Source organism: Cellulosimicrobium sp. CpK407 (assembly GCF_051844275.1).
Taxonomy (GTDB): domain Bacteria; phylum Actinomycetota; class Actinomycetes; order Actinomycetales; family Cellulomonadaceae; genus Cellulosimicrobium; species Cellulosimicrobium cellulans_G.
Map to the genome: position 1 here is coordinate 1 of NZ_JBGNYC010000067.1, position 19,513 is coordinate 19,513.

Below are 19,513 nucleotides of genomic sequence, written 5' to 3' on the forward strand. Positions count from 1 at the left end.
AGCCACACGCCGTCGAAAACAAGAACCACGGCTCTACTTCGCCCAACCAGGGCTCTACCTCGCGCTACCACGGCTCTACCTCGCCGAACCACGGCTCTACCTCGCGCGACTCGGCGCTCGCCTGGCCGCGTTAGGGTCGGCGGGTGCGCATCGAGCTGACCGTGACCGAGGCCGTCGAGATCGCGCGCGCGACGGGCGGGCTGCCGCCGTACGTGCGCTCGGTGTCGAGCGAGGGCGACGACGTGCGGGTCGTCGTCGACCTGCGCGAGGTGCCCGACCCACCGTCGGCGCTGCGGCTCGCGGCCCGGCTGGTCCCCGTGGTCCGGGCGACGCTGCACGTGGAGTCGGTCGTGGCCGGCACCGCCGTGCTCGCGGTCGAGGCCAACGCCGCCGGCCTGCCCGCGCACAAGCTGCTCGGCTTCGTCGAGGCCCCGCTCCAGGGCGCGCTGCGTGCGCACGGGCTGCCGCCCGAGGCGGTGCGCGTGCTGCCCGACGCGCGGGTGGCGGTCGACGTGCAGGCGCTGCTCGGCGGCGTGCTCGAGCACACCTTCCCGGGGTTCCAGCTCACCGAGCTGGCGTTCGCGGAGGGAACGCTGCGGCTGGACGGTCGGCTCTGAGGGTGTCGCGGCAGCGGTCGGACGGCCGGGCCGTCGCACCGGTCCTCGTCCTGCTCGGCCCTGCGGCCACCGGCAAGTCCACGGTCGGCGAGCTCGTGGCGGGGCTGCTCGGGGTCGCGTTCGTCGACCTCGACGCCGTCGCCGACCGCTACTACCCGGAGGTCGGGTGGAGCGTCGACCGGCTCGTCGAGCGCATCGCGGTGGTCGGCCGGGTCGCGGCGGAGCGGGAGTGGGAGCCCGCGCGGGCGCACGCCGTCGAGCGTGCGGTCGCCGAGCACCCCGGCGTCGTGCTCGCGCTCGGTGCGGGGCACGCGTCGTACACGGACCCGGCGTGCCGGGACCGCGTCCGTGCGGCGCTCGCGCCCGTGCCGCACGTCGTCCTCGTCCTGCCCGACACCGACCGCGGGCACGCCCTGACGGTGCTCCGGGCGCGGTCGGTCGCGTCGAAGGGCACGGACTGGGTCCGCGACGGCCACGACTTCCTCGCCGAGTGGTTCGACGACCCGGGGACGCGGAGCCTCGCGCACCGCACGTTCGTCACGGGCACCGAGGATCCCGCCGCGAGCGCCCGCCGGCTGGGCGCCACGCTCGGCTGAGGCGCCGCGCCCGCCGGCCCGCGTGGACGGGTGCTCAGTCCTCCCGGTGGTGCAGCATGCGCGCGACCTCGGCGATGGAGCCGCTGAGCGACGGGTAGACCGTGAAGGCCGACGCGACGTCGTCGACCGTGAGCCGGTGCGAGACCGCGAGCGTGATGGGGAACACGAGCTCGCTCGCGCGCGGAGCGACGACGACGCCGCCGAGGACGACTCCCGCCTCGGGGTGCGCGAAGAGCTTGACGAAGCCGTCGCGCATGCCGAGCATCTTGGCGCGCGGGTTGCGCGCGAGCGGCAGGACCGTCGTGACGTACTTGCTGCTCTGCGCCTTGAGCTGCTCCTCGCTGTACCCGACGGTCGCGATCTCGGGCGCGGTGAAGATGTTCGCCGCGACGGTGCGCAGCTTGATCGGCACGACGGCGTCGCCGAGCGCGTGCGACATGGCGACGCGGCCCTGCATCGCCGCGACGGACGCGAGGGGAAGCACGCCGGTGCAGTCGCCCGCCGCGTAGATCCCGCGCACCGACGTGCGCGACACCTTGTCGACCTCGACGTGCCCGCTCGGGGTGAGCCGTACCCCGGCCTCCTCGAGGCCGAGGCCGCTCGTCGAGGGGACGGCGCCGACGGCGATGAGGACGTGCGAGCCCTCGACGACGCGACCGTCGGCGAGAGTCACGCGCACGCCGTCCTCGGTCCGCTCGGCCGACTCGGCGCGCGACCGCGACATGACGGTCATGCCGCGCGAGCGGAACACGCCCTCGAGCAGCTCGGCCGCGTCGGCGTCCTCGCCCGGGAGCACGCGGTCGCGGCTCGACACGAGCACGACGTCCGAGCCCAGCGCGTTGTAGGCGCCCGCGAACTCGGCGCCGGTGACGCCGGACCCGACGACGATGAGCCGCTCCGGCAGCTCGGACAGGTTGTAGAGCTGGGTCCAGGTGAGGATGCGCTCGCCGTCGGGCTGCGCCGTCGGCAGGACGCGCGGCGTCGCACCGACCGCGAGGAGGATCACGTCGGCGTCGAGCTCGAGGGGGCCGTCGGCGCCGTCGGGCGCGTCGACGACGACGCGCTCGGGGCCGTCGAGGCGACCCTCGCCGATGACGACGCGCACGCCCTCGCGCTCCAGCCGCGCGTGGATGTCCGCGGACTGCGCCGCCGCGAGCGCCATGACGCGCGTGTTCACGGCCTCGAGGTCGACGATGTGCCGGCGCATGGCGGGGTGCTGGGCCTTGGCGGTGTCGACGGGCAGGCGGATCCCGAGCTCGGCGGCGCGCTCCGCGATGGTCATCCAGTCGGCGGTCGCGATGAGGGTCTTGGAGGGGACGACGTCCGTGAGCACGGCCGCGCCGCCCAGGCCCTGGCGTTCGACGACGGTCACGTCGGCGCCGAGCCGGCGGGCGACGAGAGCGGCCTCGTAGCCGCCGGGCCCGCCTCCGAGGACGACGATGCGGGTGGCCTGATGGTCGATGCTCGCGTGCGTCACGCCGGACATTCTGTCAGGCCGTCGCGTCCCGCGGTGTCAGCATGCGAGACGACGGCGCCGGTCAGGGCCGTGCGGCGGCGTCGCCGCTCGTCGGGTCGGGCGCCCGGGGACGGACTAGCCTTGCGTCCATGACGACGACGCCTGCGAGCACACCCCCGCTCGACGACCCCGCCACCGACCCGTTCCTCGTGGCGCGGGCCGCCGCCGACCACATCGCCGAGGCCACGGGGGTCGAGGGCCACGACATGGCGCTCGTGCTGGGCTCGGGGTGGGGCGGGGCCGCGGAGCTCCTGGGCGACGTCGTCGCGGAGGTCCCCACGCACGAGATCCCGGGCTTCTCCGCCCCTGCCGTCGCGGGCCACCTCTCGGTGACGCGGTCGATCCGGGTCGAGCGTGCGGACGGCTCCGTCCGGCACGCGCTCGTGCTCGGCTCGCGCACGCACCTGTACGAGGGCAAGGGCGTGCGCGCCGTCGTGCACGGCGTGCGCACGGCCGCCGCGACGGGCGCGGAGACGCTCATCCTCACGAACGGGTGCGGCGGACTGAACCAGGACTGGGGAGCGGGCACGCCGGTGCTGCTCTCCGACCACATCAACCTCACGGCCCGCAGCCCGCTGGAGGGCCCGACGTTCGTGGACCTCACCGACGTCTACTCGCCGCGCCTGCGCGAGCTCGCGCACCGCGTCGACCCGACCCTCCCGGAGGGCGTGTACGCGCAGTTCCCCGGGCCGCACTACGAGACTCCCGCCGAGGTGCGGATGGCGGGGATCCTCGGCGCCGACCTGGTCGGCATGTCCACGACGCTCGAGGCCATCGCCGCCCGCCACTGCGGCCTGGAGGTGCTCGGCGTCTCGCTCGTGACGAACCTCGCCGCCGGGATCAGCCCGACGCCGCTCTCCCACGCCGAGGTCATCGAGGCCGGCCAGGCCGCGGGGCCCCGGATCAGCGCACTCCTGGCCGACATCGCGAAGCTGGTGTGACATGACGGACCGCACCGCCGGGTACCGGACCGACCCTGCCGACGACCCGACGTTCGACCCGGGGACCGACCGCGGCGCGTTCCTCGAGCGCGTCGCCGCGTGGATCGACGACGACGTCGACGCAGGCGACCAGGACGAGCTCCGGCACCTCCTCGACCTGGCCGACTCGCCCGACCCGCGCCAGCACGACGTGCGCGTCGCAGCCCTCACCGAGCTGCAGGACCGGTTCTCCGGCCCGCTGGAGTTCGGGACCGCCGGGCTGCGCGGGCGCATGGCCGCCGGCCCGCACCGCATGAACCGCGCCGTCGTGATCCGCGCGGCGGCGGGGCTCGGGGCCTACCTGCTCGACGCGCTCGGCCCCGCGGGCGCCGGTGGCGCGGCCCGCCCGCGCGTCGTCGTCGGGTTCGACGCCCGGCACCGCTCGCGCACGTTCGCCGTCGACAGCGCGGCCGTGCTCACCGCGGCGGGCCTGGACGTCCTCGTCCTGCCCTCGGCGCTCCCGACGCCGGTCCTCGCGTTCGCCGTGCGCCACCTCGGCGCGGACGCGGGCGTCATGGTCACCGCGAGCCACAACCCGCCGGCCGACAACGGGTACAAGGTCTACCTCGGCGGACGGGTCGTCACGGACTCGGGCCAGGGCGCCCAGATCGTCCCTCCCTACGACGCGCGCATCGCCGCCGCGATCGCGGCCGTCGGCCCGGCACGGTCGGTCCCGCGCGCGAGCGGGGGCTGGACCGTCCTGGACCAGGAGGTCGTCGGCGCCTACGTCCGCGCGGTCCTCGCGCTGTCGGACGGCGCCCCTCGCCGGCTCAAGGTCGTCACCACCGCGCTGCACGGCGTGGGCGGCGAGACGGTCGCGCACGTGCTGCGCGACGCGGGCTTCACGACCGTGGTCCCGGTCGAGGAGCAGCTCGACCCGAACCCCGACTTCCCGTCCGTCGCGTTCCCCAACCCCGAGGAGCCGGGCGCGATGGACCTCGCGCTCGCCGTCGCGCAGGACTCCGCGGCCGACGTCGTGCTCGCCAACGACCCCGACGCCGACCGCTGCGCGGTCGCGGTGTTCGACCCGCGCGTCGGGACGTACCAGGGCGCGGAGACCGCCCGCTCCAACGGGTGGCGCACGCTGCACGGCGACGAGGTCGGGGCGCTGCTCGGCGACGACGTCGCGCGGCGCGTCGCGGCGTCCGGCGCCGCCGGCGGGGTGCTCGCGTGCTCGGTCGTGTCCTCGCGACTGCTCGGGAAGATCGCCGCCGCGCACGGCCTCGGCTTCGCGACGACGCTCACCGGCTTCAAGTGGATCTCGCGCGTCGACGGGCTCGTCTTCGGGTACGAGGAGGCGCTCGGCTACTGCGTCGACCCCGCGCACGTCCGGGACAAGGACGGGATCAGCGCCGCGCTGCTCGTCGCACAGCTCGCCAACCGCCTCAAGGCGGAGGGCCGCTCGCTCGTCGACGCGCTCGACGACCTGGCGCGCCGGCACGGCCTCCACGTGAGCGACCAGCTCTCCGCGCGGTTCACCGATCTCGACCGCATCGGCGAGACGATGACGCACCTGCGGGCCGCTCCCCCGCGCACGCTCGCGGGTGCCGGCGTCTCGGACGTCGCCGACCTGTCCGCCGGCCTCGACGGCCTGCCGCCCACCGACGGCGTGCGGATCCTCACCGCCGACGGCACGCGCGTCATCGTCCGCCCGAGCGGCACCGAGCCCAAGGTGAAGTGCTACCTCGAGGTCGTGCTGCCCGTCGCCCCCGACGCGTCGCACGCCGACCTCACGGCGGCCCGCGCCGCCGCGCGCGACCGCCTCGACCGCGTCAAGGCCGACATGCAGAAGGCGCTGGGCATCTAGAGGTCCCGCCCACGAGCGTTCGCCCGCTGCAGCGTGCGACCGGCCACGATGGCGGGGCAGAGCCTCGCCATGGAGGCGATGTCAGTGCCGCACGACAGAATCCTCTGCGAGTTCACGATGCCGTCGTAGGGGGACGAGATGATGACATGCCGATCGTGCGGACAGGCGCAGGACGAGCAGGCGCGGTTCTGCAACAGCTGCGGTACCCCGCTCGTCACAGGGCCGGCCGGGACGGCGAACAGCGTCCACGAGGCCCGGGTCACCGGTTCGATCTATCAGGCGGGCGGCGACATCACCGTTGCCCCGTCAGTTCCTGACGAGCCGTCGGCGAGGTACACCGTCAAGTGGCACTGGGCGAGCCCGCTCACCCAGTCGGTTCTGGGCTGGGCCAGCCTCGTGCTCGGGATCGTCTCGCTCGCCGGCGGGGCATCGGTGTTCGCGCCGCTGATCCGGTCGCTGAACGCTGGTCGCCTGGCTCCCTCGACCGAACCGTGGGCACTAGCAGTGTTCCTCGTGTGCACCGCCGGTGCGATCGTCGCCCTCGCGCTACGACGGGTCGCGAAACACGAGACTCAGCACGTCGGGCCATCTTTCCTTCCCGCTCTGACGGGATGGAACCATCGGCTCGGGCTCGCGCGGTTCACCGGGGAGTGCCCGACCTGCCGAGGCGGCCTTCGCTTCTACAACAAGCCCCTGCAGTGGCTCGTTCACGCTGACGGGTCCCGAGGCAAGGTGATCGAGCGCGCGATGGTCGCGGAGTGCGAGCGCAGCGACAAGCACTGGTGGTTCCTCGACAGCGCCGAACCCGTCGCCTGACTCCGGGGCCGGCACCGGAGCCTCCGCCCGGTCGGCTCACCGAGGCGTACCGGCGGGTAACCTGGGGCGATGAGCACAACGACACCGACGTCGGTCGCGCAGACCGGCCGGGCGGGTACCGGAGCGGCCCCGGCGACCCCGGGTTCGGCCGACCGGTCCGCTGCCGAGATCGCCGATCTCGCGCGCTCCGTGACGGGTTCCGCCCTCCTCGACGACACCGCCTGGCGCCGCTACCTGCACGGGCTGCCGGGCGTCGACAAGGTCGGCGCCGACGGCCGCGCGGCCGCCCTGGGCACCCGGTCGATCAAGACGACGTCCAAGGCCTGGGCGCTCGACACGATCATCCGCATGGTCGACCTCACGACGCTCGAGGGCGCGGACACGCCCGGCAAGGTACGGGCGCTCGCCGCGAAGGCCGTGCGCCCCGAGCCCGCCGACCCGACGTGCCCGTCGGCAGCCGCCGTGTGCGTGTACAACGACCTCGTCCCCGTCGCCGTGGAGGCCCTCGCCGGGACCGGCGTCAAGGTCGCCGCCGTCTCGACCGCGTTCCCGTCGGGCCGCGCGAGCCGCGCGGTGCGCCTCGCGGACACGCGCGACGCCGTCGAGGCCGGCGCGGACGAGATCGACATGGTCATCGACCGCGGCGCCTTCCTCTCGGGACGCTACGCCCAGGTCTACGAGGACATCGTCGCCGTGCGCGAGGAGTGCCGGGCGAACGGCCACCACGCGCACCTCAAGGTCATCCTCGAGACGGGCGAGCTCGCCACGTACGACAACGTGCGCCGCGCGTCGTGGCTCGCGATGCTCGCGGGCGCCGACTTCATCAAGACGAGCACCGGCAAGGTCTCCCCCGCCGCGACGCTCCCGGTGACGATCGTCATGCTCGAGGCCGTGCGCGACTTCCGTGCCCTCACCGGCGTCCCGATCGGGGTCAAGCCCGCGGGCGGCATCCGCACGTCGAAGGACGCCATCAAGTACCTCGTCGCGGTCAACGAGACCGCGGGCGGCGACTGGCTCGACCCCGACTGGTTCCGGTTCGGGGCGTCGTCGCTGCTCAACGACGTGCTCATGCAGCGCAACAAGCTCGCCACCGGCACCTACTGGGGCCCCGACTACGTGACCGTCGACTGAGCCGGACTGAAGGACACCATGACCACCACAGCTAGCACGGCCGGCTCGCCGTTCGAGTACGCGCCGGCCCCCGAGTCGCGCGCCGTCGTCGACATCGCGTCGTCGTACGGCCTCTTCATCGACGGCGAGTTCACGCCGGCGTCGGACTCCGGCTCGTTCAAGACCGTCAACCCCGCCACGGAGGAGGTCCTCGCCGAGGTCGCGGAGGCGACCGAGGAGGACGTCGACCGCGCCGTCCGCGCCGCGCGCCGCGCGCAGGAGAAGGTGTGGGGCCCCATGCCGGGCCGCGAGCGCGCGAAGTACCTGTTCCGCATCGCGCGCCTGCTCGCCGAGCGCTCGCGCGAGTTCGCGGTGCTCGAGACGCTCGACAACGGCAAGCCGATCCGCGAGTCGCGCGACGTCGACGTCCCGACGGCGGCGGCGCACTTCTTCTACTACGCGGGCTGGGCCGACAAGCTCGAGCACGCGGGTTACGGCCCCGACCCGCGCCCGCACGGCGTCGCCGCGCAGGTCATCCCGTGGAACTTCCCGCTGCTCATGCTCGCGTGGAAGATCGCCCCCGCGCTCGCGACGGGGAACACGGTGGTCCTCAAGCCCGCGGAGACCACGCCGCTGACCGCGCTCCTGTTCGCGGACCTGCTCCGCCAGGCCGAGCTGCCGGCCGGCGTCGTCAACATCGTGACCGGCGCGCGTGCCACGGGCTCGGCCCTGGTCAACCACCCGGACGTCGACAAGATCGCGTTCACGGGCTCGACCCCGGTCGGCAAGCGCATCGCGCAGGAGATCGCGGGCACGCGCAAGCACGCGACGCTCGAGCTCGGCGGCAAGGCCGCGAACATCGTGTTCGACGACGCGCCGATCGACCAGGCGATCGAGGGCATCGTCAACGGCATCTTCTTCAACCAGGGCCAGGTGTGCTGCGCGGGGTCGCGCCTGCTCGTGCAGGAGTCGGTCGCCGAGGAGCTCGTGGACCGGCTCAAGGCCCGCCTCGGCACGCTGCGCGTCGGCGACCCGATGGACAAGAACACCGACGTCGGTGCGATCAACTCGCCCCAGCAGCTCGCGCGGATCACCGAGCTCACCGACGCCGGCACCGCGGAGGGCGCTACGCGCTGGAGCCCGGACTGCGAGCTGCCGTCGTCGGGGTACTGGTTCGCGCCGACCCTGTTCACGGGCGTCTCCGCAGCGCACCGCATCGCGCGCGAGGAGATCTTCGGCCCGGTGCTGAGCGTCCTGACCTTCCGCACCCCCGCCGAGGCCGTGGCCAAGGCGAACAACACCCCGTACGGCCTGTCCGCGGGGATCTGGACCGAGAAGGGGTCGCGCATCCTCTGGATGGCCGACCAGCTCCGTGCGGGCGTCGTGTGGTCCAACACGTTCAACCGGTTCGACCCGACCAGCCCGTTCGGCGGCTACAAGGAGTCGGGCTACGGACGCGAGGGTGGCCGGCACGGCCTGGCGCCCTACCTGATCGAGGGGAGCACCTACTGATGGCCCGCACGACGAAGTCGCCCACCGCGAACCGCACGGCGCCCGAGCGCCTGGGCGTGCGCAAGACGTACAAGCTCTACGTCGGCGGAAAGTTCCCCCGCAGCGAGTCGGGGCGCACGTACGAGGTGACGGACACCAAGGGCCGGTTCCTCGCGAACGTCGCGCAGGGCTCGCGCAAGGACGCGCGCGAGGCCGTCGTGGCCGCACGCGCCGCGCAGGCGAAGTGGGCCGGGGCGACGGCGTACAACCGCGGTCAGGTGCTCTACCGCGTCGCGGAGATGCTGGAGGGGCGCCGCGAGCAGTTCGTCGCGGAGGTCGTCGCGGGCGAGGGCCTCACCGCGCGCCAGGCCGAGGTCGCCGTCTCCGAGGCGATCGACCGCTGGGTCTGGTACGCGGGCTGGACGGACAAGGTCGCGCAGGTCGCCGGCTCCGCCAACCCGGTCGCCGGGCCGTACTTCAACCTGTCGTCGCCCGAGCCGACGGGCGTCGTCGTCGTCCTCGCGCCGCAGCGCTCGTCGCTGCTCGGCCTCGTCTCGACGATCGTGCCGCCGCTCGTCACGGGCAACGCCGTGATCGTCGTCGCGAGCGAGCAGCGCCCGATCCCGGCGGTCACGCTGTCCGAGGTGCTCGCGACGTCGGACGTCCCGGGCGGCGTCGTGAACGTCCTCACGGGCTTCACCCAGGAGCTCGCTCCCCCGCTCGCGTCGCACCTCGACGTCAACGCGATCGACCTCGCGGGCGCCGTGGGTGCCGAGGGCGTCGCGTGGGGCGAGCTCGAGGCCGCCGCCGCGGACTCGGTCAAGCGCGTCCTGCGCCCCGCCGTCGGCCGCCGCGGCGACGACGCCGAGCCCGACTGGACCGAGGCGCCGCGCCCCCAGCGCATCCTCGCGTTCACCGAGACCAAGACGGTCTGGCACCCGAAGGGCGTCTGACCCCCGGCCGAGCACGACGGTGGTGCCGTGATCGCGTCGATCACGGCACCACAGTCATGTTTCGGCGACCCGGGCGGGTCGGCAGGTCTGCTCAGAGCTGCGCGCCCTGGACCTCCTGGTAGCCCGGCAGGATCACGTCGTCGACGAGCGCGCGGCGCTCGTCGTGGTGGACGAACGCGCTCCACGCGGCGGTCATCGTGACGTCGGCGAGGTCGTCGATCGTCCACCCGGCGTGCTCGACGAGGAGCGCCATCTCCTGCGTCATCGTCGTGCGCGACATGAGCCGGTTGTCGGTGTTGAGCGTGACCGCGAAGTCGAGCTCCTTGAGCCGGGTGATCGGGTGGTCCGCGACCGACGTCGCCGCCCCGGTCTGCACGTTGGACGACGGGCACAGCTCGAGCGGGATCTGGTGGTCGCGCACCCAGTGCGCGAGCAGGCCGAGCGCGGCCGTACCCGGCTCGCCCTCGGTGCTGTGCGGGAACTCCGGGTCGAACGTGATGTCCTCGACGATGCGCACGCCGTGACCGATGCGGCTCGCCTGCCCGAGGTGCACGGCCTCGGCGATCGACGCCGGACCGGCGGCCTCGCCCGCGTGGATGGTGACGGGGAAGTTCTGGTCGGCGAGGTAGCGCCAGATCTCGGGGTGGCGCGACGGCGGGAAGCCGTCCTCGGCACCCGCGATGTCGAACCCGACGACGCCGTTCGCGCGGTTCGCGACGGCGAGCTCGGCGATCTCCTGCCACCGGTCGGCGTGGCGCATCGCGGTGACGAGCTGCCCGACGCGGATCGTCCGGCCCTCCGCGGCGGCCTCGGCGACGCCCTGCTCGATGCCGGACTGCACGGCGTCCACCGTCTCCTGGAGGGTCAGCCCCCGCTGGAGGTGCTGCTCGGGCGCCCACCGCTGCTCGGCGTACACGACGCCGTCGCGCGCGAGGTCGAGCACCGCCTCGCGCGCCACCCGCGCGAGCGCGTCGCGCGTCTGCATCACGGCGATCGTGTGGTCGAACGTCTCGAGGTAGCGCACGAGGGAGCCCGAGTCGGCCGACTCGGCGAACCACGCTCCGAGGGACTCGGCGTCGCCCGCGGGGAGCTGGTGCCCGACGTCGGCGGCGAGCTCGAGGATCGTGGCGGGGCGCAGCCCCCCGTCGAGGTGGTCGTGGAGCACGACCTTGGGCAGCGAGCGGATGACGTCGACCGTCAGGGGGGCGTTCTCGGTGGTCATGCGCTCACGGTACCGGCCGGTACGCCCTCGCTCGCGCCGAACGGCCGGGCGCCCCGGTCCGGTCAGGCGTAGTCGTCCTCCTCGCCCGGCACGGCGGACGCCTGCTCGACGACGTCGGCCTCGTTCGCCTCCCCCTCGAGGTCGGGTCGCGGGGTGCGCGGACGGTACTCGTCGCTCTCGTGCTCGGCGTCGTCGACGCCCGGGCCGTCGTCCTCCGACTCCTCGACCAGGCTCACGACCTCCTCGTCCTGCTCGACCAGGCCGGCGTCCCGCCACGCGTCGTTCCCGGGCACGGTGCTCATCGCGACTCCTCACCTGACGACTCGGCGCGCCACGGCCGTGGCGGCCGTCTTCATCCTCTCGCCGGGTGCGGGGCCTCGCCAGCCCGGCCGACGGCGGGCAGGAGCGCCCAGCAGAGGTGCGGCCAGCCTCCGAGGGCACGACGCACCTCGGGCGACCGCGCGCCGTCGAGCAGGGCGGCCGCGTCGAGGTCGTGCACGGTGCCCGACGACGGCTCGTAGACCCGGCACCGCCGCGCCCGCGCGTCGGCGTCGGTGCCGTCGTCGGCGTCGGTGAGCAGCACGACGTGTCGCGGCACGGCGGTCGCGACGCCGAGGGCGAGGTCGCCCCCGGTGAAGAGCGGGACGGGGACGCCGCGCGCCGCCGCGGCGAGGGCGGCCCGGACCACGGGGTCGTCCTCGCGGTCTCCCGCGACGACGCGCTCGACGTACCGCACGTCCGCGTGCCGCGCGGTCCGCGCGGCGCCCCACGGCGGCGTCCCGAGGGACGCTGGCCACGGCAGGGGGCCGAGAGCGGCGCGGTTGGTCCGGCGCTTCAGCACCCGCTGCAGCTCCCCGAACCGCGACGCGCCTCCCGCACGGGGCCGGCCGCCCGGCCCGCCGTCGTCACCCGGGCGCAACCCCGTGACGAGCCACAGCGCGAGCACCGGGTCGCCCGCCGCGGCGAGCAGCCCGAGCACGGCCGAGCCGCACGTCGTCGCGTCGGTCTGGCGCGCCGGCTCCCCGCCGAGCTCGAGCGGCCGGGACCGGCGGTCGCGTGGACCGCTCGGCCCGGGGTCCGCGCGACCCAACGGGTCGACGACGGCGCGCCGCGTCCTCGGGTCGAGCGCACCGAGCGTGCTGGCGAGCGCGCGCACCCGGTGCTCGGGGTGGCCCGCGCGCCGGGCGAGGTCGAGCGCACGGTCCGTCCCGCCGTCGGGCCGGTAGACGCCGCCGGGCGGTGGTTGCGGCACCGCCCGCGCGGGAACGAGCCGCGCGAGGTCCGTGACCCGCAGCGCGCCGAGCGCACCCCGGAGGGTCATGCCGCTCCCAGCGCCCGGCCGAGCGCCCAGGCGGCACCCACGACGGCCAGCACGACGACGAGGCTCGCGACGCGCACCAGGAAGGACCACGAGTACAGCCGCCCGTGGCCGGGCAGCCCGCCGGTGGGGGGCCGCAGGACGGCGGGCACGAGCGCCAGCACGCCGACGGCGACCGCCGCGCACACCGTGACCGTCGACCCGGAGCGGAGCCCCGCGCCCGCGAGCAGCAGCGCCCCCACGACCACGCCGAGCACCGTCCGCTGCCACGCGAGCGCCGTGCGCTCCGGCTGCATCCCCTCGTCCCGGACCGGCGGCGAGGGCACCTCCCCCGGCGGCGTGCTCACGGCCCGCTCGCCGAACCCACGGCGTAGCCCGCGAGCAGCAGCGCGAGGACCACGACCCCCACCACGAGCACGGGCAGCCCGCTCGGGGCGGGCAGCCGCCGACGCAGGCGCAGCGCGCGCTCGTTGCGGCGCCAGGAGACGAGCGCGTAGCCCGCGAACCCGGCACCCACGAGGCACGCGACGCCGGCGACGACGTCGAGGACGCCCGGCATGTCGGCGAACGTCGCGAAGGACGTCAGCGCGACGCCGCCCGCGACCAGGCCGAGGCCCGTGCGCACCCACGCGAGCGCCGTCCGCTCGTTGGCGAGGCTGAACCGCGCGTCGGGCTCGGACCCGACCCCGTAGACGGAGCGCGGCCGACGCGTGTCCGCCGGCTCGGCCTCCGGCTCGTCGGGTGCCACGCTCAGTCGACGCGGTCCAGGACGACGGGCCGGCGCTCGACGACGGTCCCCGGGTCTGCGATCCCCCACGCCCCCTCGAGCGCCTGAACGGCCCGCTCGAAGCGCTCCGGGGTGTCGGTGTGCAGCGTCATGAGGTGCTGACCCTTGCGCACCGGGTCGCCGGGCTTGGCGAACAGCTCGACGCCCGCGCCCGCCTGCACCGGGTCCTCCTTGCGCGCGCGGCCCGCGCCCAGCCGCCACGCGGCGACCCCGACGGCGTACGCGTCGAGCCGTTCGAGCACGCCGTCGCGGTCGGCGACGACGTGCTCGCGCTCGCGCGCGACCGGCAGCGGGGCCCGCGAGTCGCCGCCCTGCTCGGCGATCATCTCGCGCCACTTGTCGAGCGCGCGACCGCCCACGAGCGCGTGCCGCACGTCGTCCTCGTCCTGCGGCCGGCCCGCCCCGGCGAGCATCTCCAGCGCGAGCGCGACCGTGAGGTCGACGACGTCCTGGGGTCCGGCGCCCTGCATCACCTCGACGGACTCGCGCACCTCCAGCGCGTTGCCCGCGGTGAGGCCGAGCGGCGTCGACATGTCCGTGAGCAGCGCGACCGTGCGGACGCCGGCGTCGGTCCCGAGGTCGACCATGGTCCGGGCGAGCTCGCGCGCCGAGTCGAGCTCCTTCATGAACGCGCCGGAGCCGACCTTGACGTCGAGGACGAGCGCGCCCGTGCCCTCCGCGATCTTCTTGCTCATGATCGAGCTCGCGATGAGCGGGATGGACTCGACCGTGCCCGTGACGTCGCGCAGCGCGTACAGGAGACGGTCCGCGGGCGCGAGACCGGAGCCCGCCTGGCAGATCACCGCGCCGACGTGCTCGAGCGCGTTCATCATCTGCTCGTTGGTGAGCGCCGCGCGCCACCCCGGGATCGCCTCGAGCTTGTCGAGCGTGCCGCCCGTGTGCCCGAGGCCGCGACCGGAGAGCTGCGGCACCGCGACGCCGTACACCGCGACGAGCGGCGCGAGCGGCAGCGTGATCTTGTCCCCCACGCCCCCGGTCGAGTGCTTGTCCGCCGTCGGGCGCGAGAGCCCCGAGAAGTCCATCCGCTCGCCCGAGGCGATCATCGCCTGCGTCCAGCGGCCGATCTCGGTCCGGTCCATGCCGTTGAGGTAGATCGCCATCGCGAGAGCGGCCATCTGCTCCTCGGCGACGACGCCTCGCGTGTAGGCGTCGATCACCCAGTCGATCTGCGCGGCGTCGAGCCGCGCACCGTCGCGCTTGGTCCGGATGACGTCGACGGCGTCGAACGGCTCGGGCGCCGGCCCCTCGCCGTCTGCGCCCGCGTCCTCGCCCCCGGCCCCGACGAGCGCCTCCGCCGTCGCGTCCTGGTCCTCGGTCCCGCCACCCTGCGGGGTCACGTCGTCGCTGGTCACGACCGCTCCTCCAGATCCTCGGGCCCGAAGGCGTCGGGCAGCACGTCCCTCATCGTCTTGATACCACGCACGGTGTCGACCAGCAGGTCGGGCCCCCCGTGCTCCCACAGGAGCTGCCGGCAGCGCCCGCACGGCATGAGCGTCGCCCCGTGCCGGTCCACGCACGCGAACGCCACGAGGCGGCCCCCGCCCGTCCCGACGAGCGAGCTCACGAGCGAGCACTCGGCGCACAGCGTCACGCCGTACGCGGCGTTCTCGACGTTGCACCCGACGACGACGCGCCCGTCGTCCACGAGCGCGGCGGCGCCCACCGGGAAGCCGGAGTAGGGGGCGTACGCGCGAGTCATGATCCCGCGCGCGGCGTCACGCAGCGCGTCCCAGTCGACGTCCGGCCCGACGCCGGTCCCGCCCTGGTCCGTCCCCTCACCCGGTCGGGGCTCGGCGTCGTGCGCGTTCGGCAGGTCTGTCATCGGCACCGCGGCCTCACTTCACGTAGGGGATGCCCTCGGCGGCCGGCGGGCGCACGCGCCCGACGAGACCGGCGACGGCGAAGATCGTCACGACGTACGGCGTCATGAGCATGATCTGGCTCGGGATCGGCGTGCCCACGATGCCGAGCACCGTCTGGAGGTTGTCCGAGAACCCGAACAGGAGCGCCGCGACGAGCGCGCCGACCGGGTTCCACCGCCCGAGGATCATGGCCGCGAGGGCGATGAAGCCCTTGCCGCCCGTCATCTCCTTGCCGAACGCGAGACCTGCAGCGACCGTGAAGAACGCGCCGCCGAGGCCGGCGACCGCTCCGCCGAGGATCGTGTTGCGCACGCGGGTCGCGTTGACCTTGATGCCCACGGTGTCGGCGGCCTTGGGGTGCTCGCCGACCGCGCGCAGGCGCAGGCCCCACCGGCTCCGGAAGAGGAAGATCTGGAGCAGGATCACGACGACGTACATGATGTAGACGAGCAGGGTCTGGCGGAAGAGCACCGGGCCCACGACCGGGATCTGCGACAGCACCGGGATCTCGATGACCGGCAGCGGGTGGCGCGAGTTCCACGTCGCCGAGTCCTCGGTGAGGACCGTCGAGTACAGGTAGCTCGTCACGCCGACCACGAGCACGTTGAGCACGACGCCGACGATGATCTGGTTCACCCAGTACTTCACCGAGAAGATCACGAGCAGCACGCCCACGAGGGCGCCCGCGATCGGTGCCGCGATGAGGCCCGCGTACGCGGAGGAGGTGAGCGAGGCGACGACCGCGGCGAGGAACGCCCCGGCGAGGAGCTGCCCCTCGATCGCGATGTTGATGATGCCGACGCGCTCGCACAGCACGCCCGAGAGCGCGCCGAACACGAGGGGGACCGCGAGGAACAGCGAGCCCTGGAGCAGGCCCGTGAGCGGGATCGCGGACTTGCCCGCGCCGGCCCAGCACAGGAACGCGAAGACGACGGCGACGCCGAACACGATCGGCAGCCAGATGCCGACCTTGCGGCGGTCGCGCGCGGCCCAGAACGACAGGCCCGCCAGGAGGAGCGCGAGGATCGACAGGAACAGCGCCGCCCCGGTCGAGCTCACCGTGACCGGCTCGATCTGGAAGAAGTCGTTCGCCGTGGAGAGGCGGAACGTCGTCTGGTGCCCACCGGCGGGCAGCAGCGCGAAGAAGACCAGCGACAGCAGGCCGATGACCGCGTAGGCGATCGGTGCCTTCCAGCTGATGGGCGGCAGCGGCTTGGCCGCGCGCTCCGGCGCGGCGGCCGGCGCCGGGGTGGTGGTCGCGGTGCTCATGCTCCGGCCTCCTGCGTCGTCGTGGTGGTCGTGGCCGCCTTCGCGCGCTGCCTCGCGGCGTGGCGCTCGGCCCGCGTCGGGCCGCCCGGCGTCGGCAGGCGGAAGATCGCCCGCACGAGCGGCGGGGCGGCGATGAAGAGCACGATGAGGGACTGGACGACGAGCACGATGTCGATCGGCGTCCCGGTCCGCGCCTGCATCGCGAAGCCGCCCGCGCGCAGCGCACCGAAGAGGAGACCCGCGAGGACCGTGCCGAGCGGGCGGGACCGGCCGAGCAGGGCGACCGTGATCGCGTCGAAGCCGAAGCTCGCCGCGACGCCCGCGGTGAGCACCTTCTCCGTGCCGAGCACCTGGGCGCTGCCCGCGAGGCCGGCGAGCGCGCCCGCGATGGCCATGACCCAGACGGTCGTCCACGGCACGGACATGCCCGCGGTGCGCGCGGCGTGGGGGTTCTCGCCGACCGCGCGGAAGCGGAAGCCGAGCGTCGAGCGCTCCATGAGCCACCAGACGCCCACGGCCATGAGGAGCGCGAGGACGAAACCCAGGTGGAGGCGGAAGCCCTCGCCGAGCAGCAGCGGGAACGTCGCGGTGCCGGGGATCGGCGGGCTGATCGGGTTGCTGCTCCCCGGGCGCTGGAACGCCGGGGTGGTGAGCAGGTACGCGACGAGGTAGATCGCGATGTTGTTGAGCATGATCGTGACGATCACCTCGTGCGCCCCGGTGCGGGCCTTGAGCACGCCGGCGATGCTCGCCCAGATCGCCCCGCCGAGCGCCGCCCCGAGCACGGCGAGCAAGAGGTGCAGACCCGGGGGCAGCGCGAACGTGAAGCCGATGAAGCCGGCGAAGATGCCGCCGAGGATGATCTGCCCCTGGGCACCGATGTTGAACAGGCCCGCGCGGAAGCCGATGCCGAGGCCGAGGCCCGCGAGGATGAGCGGCGTCGCCACGGTCATGGTCTCGGTGAGGGGCCGCAGCGCGCGGGCGAGGTCGGGTGCCTGGAAGTTGATGACGGCGCCCTGGAACAGGGCGCTGTACGCGCCGAACACGGCGTTCCACACCGCGGCGAAGAAGTCCGAGGGGCGGGCGAAGAAGTAGGTCGCCGCCTCCTGGACCGCCGGGTCGGCCGCCGCGATGAGGACGCCACCGAGGACCAGCGCGGCCACGATCGCGAGCAGCGAGACCAGCCAGCTGCTCTCGAGCATCTCGCGCAGGACGTTCTGGCCCGCGGGCGTCTCCGCCGTCGGGGTGTCGCTGGGAGGCGCCGGCGTCGGCGGGAGCGCCGCCGCGTCGTCGGGCGTTGCCTGCTGGGTCACTGGATCTCCTCCTCGCGGGCGGCGTCCGCGGCCTGCGCGACGTCCGACGGCGCGTCCTCGGCGAGGGCGTCCGCCTCGCCGAGGGTCGTGTGGTGCTCGGCGGCCTGCACGACGGCCTCCTCGAGCGGGACCCCGGCCATCATGAGGCCGAGGACGTCGCGGTCCGTGTCGCCGGGGACGACCCCGACGACGCGACCGCGGTACATGACGGCGATCCGGTCGGCGAGCGCGAGCACCTCGTCGAGCTCGGTCGACACGATGATCACGGGCGTCCCGTTGTCGCGCTCCGAGACGATGCGCTGGTGGACGAACTCGATCGAGCCCACGTCGAGCCCGCGCGTCGGCTGCGACGCGATGAGCAGGCGCAGGGGGCGGGACATCTCGCGCGCCAGGACGACCTTCTGCTGGTTGCCGCCCGAGAGCGTCCCGGCGGGCGTCTCGACGGACTGCGTGCGCACGTCGAACTCGACGATGCGCTGCTCCGCGTTGTCGCGGATGGTCCCGCGGGCGAGCGCCCCGCCCCGCGAGTACGGCGGCGACGTCACGAGGTCCAGGACGAGGTTCTCCTCGACGGAGAACGTCCCGATGATCCCGTCGGTGCTGCGGTCCTCGGGCACGTAGCCCACGCCCGCCTCGAGCACCTGGGAGACGCTGCGGCCCACGAGCTCCCTGTCGTCGAGGCGGATCGAGCCCGCGACCGGCTTGCGCAGGCCCACGATCGTCTCGGTGAGCTCGGTCTGCCCGTTGCCCTGGACCCCCGCGACCACGAGGATCTCGCCGCGCGCGACGTCCAGGCTCACCCGGTCGACCACCGCGGTCCCCGCGTCGTCCATGACCGTGAGGTCGTCCACGCGGAACGTGGCGTCGCCCGCCGCCGCGGGCGCCTTGTCGACCCCGAGGGAGACGGAGCGGCCTACCATGAGGGACGCGAGCTCGGTCTCGCTCGCGCTGGGGTCGGCCGTGCCCACGACCTTGCCGCGGCGGATGACGGTGATGCGGTCCGCGACCGCACGCACCTCGCGCAGCTTGTGCGTGATGAACACGATCGACGTCCCCGCCGCCTTGAGCTGGCGCATGATCGCGATGAGCTCGTCCGTCTCCTGCGGGGTGAGCACGGCCGTCGGCTCGTCGAGGATGAGCACACGCGCGTCGCGCGAGAGCGCCTTGATGATCTCGACGCGCTGCTGCACGCCGACCGGGATGTCCTCGACCATCGCGTCCGGGTTGACCTCGAACCCGAAGCGGTCGGAGATCTCCTGGACCAGACGGCGCGCGCGGCGCGCGTCGATGAGGCCGGCGCCCTTGACGGGCTCGTGGCCGAGCGCGACGTTCTCCGCGACGGAGAAGACCGGCACGAGCATGAAGTGCTGGTGCACCATGCCGATGCCGGCGGCCATCGCGTCGCCGGGTCCGGTGAACTGGACCGGGACGTCGTCGACGAGGATCTGCCCGTCGTCCGGGTCGTACAGCCCGTAGAGCACGTTCATGAGCGTGCTCTTGCCCGCACCGTTCTCCCCGAGCAGGGCATGGATCTCGCCGGGCTCGATGACCAGGTCGATGTGGTCGTTGGCGACCAGGGACCCGAAGACCTTCGTGATCCCGCGCAGCTCCAGCTTCACCGGTCTGCCTCTCCTCGTGCTTCGCAGCGTTCTTCGCGGTGCCGACCCCGCGCACGTCGCGGTACTCCATCGAACCGCACTCGCCCGAGCGCGTCGCGTCGTGGGCACCGTGGGCGTCGTCGCAGGTACCGACGACCCCGTCGTCGTCATGACGGTGGCCCGGGCGCGGTGCCCCGGCCACCGGTGTCTAACACCCCAAGGCCGGCCGGGGGGTTC

19 protein-coding genes are annotated in these 19,513 nt (G+C 74.0%); 8 read left to right on the forward strand and 11 right to left on the reverse strand.

The genetic code is table 11. The features are described from left to right. Window positions 1-143: 143 nt before the first annotated feature. Both ABWU78_RS19380 and ABWU78_RS19385 read left to right on the forward strand, forming a co-directional pair. Window positions 144-617, forward strand: a complete 474-nt coding sequence (locus ABWU78_RS19380) for a hypothetical protein (RefSeq protein ID WP_253051106.1) — start codon at window positions 144-146, stop codon at window positions 615-617. Window positions 618-619: 2 nt separating this feature from the next. Continuing rightward, a complete protein-coding gene (locus ABWU78_RS19385; protein ID WP_439159241.1) occupies window positions 620-1,213 on the forward strand; it encodes a shikimate kinase in 594 nt (197 codons plus the stop codon). A gap of 34 nt (window positions 1,214-1,247) precedes the next feature. Here the strand turns inward: ABWU78_RS19385 and ABWU78_RS19390 are convergent, their stop codons facing one another. Beyond that, the gene (locus tag ABWU78_RS19390; RefSeq protein WP_374614496.1) at window positions 1,248-2,699 is read right to left on the reverse strand and encodes an NAD(P)H-quinone dehydrogenase; all 1,452 of its coding nucleotides are present in this window, start codon (window positions 2,697-2,699) and stop codon (window positions 1,248-1,250) included. A 119-nt stretch (window positions 2,700-2,818) separates the two neighbouring features. Between ABWU78_RS19390 and ABWU78_RS19395 the strand changes: the two genes are divergently transcribed. From ABWU78_RS19395 to ABWU78_RS19420, 6 genes are all read left to right on the forward strand, one after another. Next, entirely contained in the window at window positions 2,819-3,670 is an 852-nt protein-coding gene (locus ABWU78_RS19395; RefSeq protein WP_253051103.1) for a purine-nucleoside phosphorylase, read from the forward strand. Between the two features lies 1 nt (window position 3,671). Then, the gene (locus ABWU78_RS19400) at window positions 3,672-5,516 is read left to right on the forward strand and encodes a phospho-sugar mutase (protein WP_439159242.1); all 1,845 of its coding nucleotides are present in this window, start codon (window positions 3,672-3,674) and stop codon (window positions 5,514-5,516) included. 141 nt (window positions 5,517-5,657) lie between these two features. Beyond that, window positions 5,658-6,332: a hypothetical protein gene (locus ABWU78_RS19405; RefSeq protein ID WP_439159243.1), complete on the forward strand. Its 675-nt coding sequence runs from the start codon at window positions 5,658-5,660 to the stop codon at window positions 6,330-6,332. 69 nt (window positions 6,333-6,401) lie between these two features. Then, the gene (gene deoC, locus ABWU78_RS19410; protein WP_253051100.1) at window positions 6,402-7,463 is read left to right on the forward strand and encodes a deoxyribose-phosphate aldolase; all 1,062 of its coding nucleotides are present in this window, start codon (window positions 6,402-6,404) and stop codon (window positions 7,461-7,463) included. Between the two features lie 18 nt (window positions 7,464-7,481). Next, window positions 7,482-8,954 carry an aldehyde dehydrogenase family protein gene (locus ABWU78_RS19415; protein WP_439159244.1) on the forward strand — a complete coding sequence of 491 codons (1,473 nt, stop codon included), beginning with the start codon at window positions 7,482-7,484 and terminating at the stop codon, window positions 8,952-8,954. Then, a complete protein-coding gene (locus tag ABWU78_RS19420) occupies window positions 8,954-9,886 on the forward strand; it encodes an aldehyde dehydrogenase family protein (protein WP_439159245.1) in 933 nt (310 codons plus the stop codon). Before ABWU78_RS19415 ends, ABWU78_RS19420 begins: the two co-directional genes overlap by 1 nt. Before the next feature lie 91 nt (window positions 9,887-9,977). On the opposite strand, the gene ABWU78_RS19425 is transcribed toward ABWU78_RS19420, so the two are convergent. The 10 genes from ABWU78_RS19425 to ABWU78_RS19470 all read right to left on the reverse strand — a co-directional run bounded on the left by ABWU78_RS19425 (window position 9,978) and on the right by ABWU78_RS19470 (window position 19,297). After that, window positions 9,978-11,108 (reverse strand): adenosine deaminase, encoded by a 1,131-nt coding sequence (locus ABWU78_RS19425; RefSeq protein ID WP_253051097.1) that lies wholly within the window; start codon window positions 11,106-11,108, stop codon window positions 9,978-9,980. A 62-nt stretch (window positions 11,109-11,170) separates the two neighbouring features. Next, a complete protein-coding gene (locus ABWU78_RS19430) occupies window positions 11,171-11,410 on the reverse strand; it encodes a hypothetical protein (protein WP_439159246.1) in 240 nt (79 codons plus the stop codon). 50 nt (window positions 11,411-11,460) lie between these two features. Continuing rightward, complete coding sequence (locus tag ABWU78_RS19435; RefSeq protein ID WP_439159247.1) at window positions 11,461-12,429, reverse strand: hypothetical protein; 969 nt, start codon at window positions 12,427-12,429, stop codon at window positions 11,461-11,463. Continuing rightward, window positions 12,426-12,773: a DUF202 domain-containing protein gene (locus tag ABWU78_RS19440; protein ID WP_253051094.1), complete on the reverse strand. Its 348-nt coding sequence runs from the start codon at window positions 12,771-12,773 to the stop codon at window positions 12,426-12,428. Before ABWU78_RS19440 ends, ABWU78_RS19435 begins: the two co-directional genes overlap by 4 nt. Beyond that, a complete protein-coding gene (locus ABWU78_RS19445; protein WP_353707998.1) occupies window positions 12,770-13,174 on the reverse strand; it encodes a YidH family protein in 405 nt (134 codons plus the stop codon). Before ABWU78_RS19445 ends, ABWU78_RS19440 begins: the two co-directional genes overlap by 4 nt. A gap of 2 nt (window positions 13,175-13,176) precedes the next feature. Continuing rightward, window positions 13,177-14,586 (reverse strand): thymidine phosphorylase, encoded by a 1,410-nt coding sequence (locus ABWU78_RS19450; RefSeq protein ID WP_439159248.1) that lies wholly within the window; start codon window positions 14,584-14,586, stop codon window positions 13,177-13,179. Then, the gene (locus ABWU78_RS19455) at window positions 14,583-15,056 is read right to left on the reverse strand and encodes a cytidine deaminase (protein WP_439159249.1); all 474 of its coding nucleotides are present in this window, start codon (window positions 15,054-15,056) and stop codon (window positions 14,583-14,585) included. Before ABWU78_RS19455 ends, ABWU78_RS19450 begins: the two co-directional genes overlap by 4 nt. A 13-nt stretch (window positions 15,057-15,069) precedes the next feature. Continuing rightward, window positions 15,070-16,365: an ABC transporter permease gene (locus tag ABWU78_RS19460; protein WP_253051092.1), complete on the reverse strand. Its 1,296-nt coding sequence runs from the start codon at window positions 16,363-16,365 to the stop codon at window positions 15,070-15,072. Further along, window positions 16,362-17,678, reverse strand: coding sequence for an ABC transporter permease (locus tag ABWU78_RS19465; protein WP_374614485.1), 1,317 nt, complete (start codon window positions 17,676-17,678; stop codon window positions 16,362-16,364). Before ABWU78_RS19465 ends, ABWU78_RS19460 begins: the two co-directional genes overlap by 4 nt. Then, window positions 17,675-19,297: an ABC transporter ATP-binding protein gene (locus tag ABWU78_RS19470; protein WP_253051091.1), complete on the reverse strand. Its 1,623-nt coding sequence runs from the start codon at window positions 19,295-19,297 to the stop codon at window positions 17,675-17,677. Before ABWU78_RS19470 ends, ABWU78_RS19465 begins: the two co-directional genes overlap by 4 nt. Window positions 19,298-19,513: the final 216 nt, after the last annotated feature.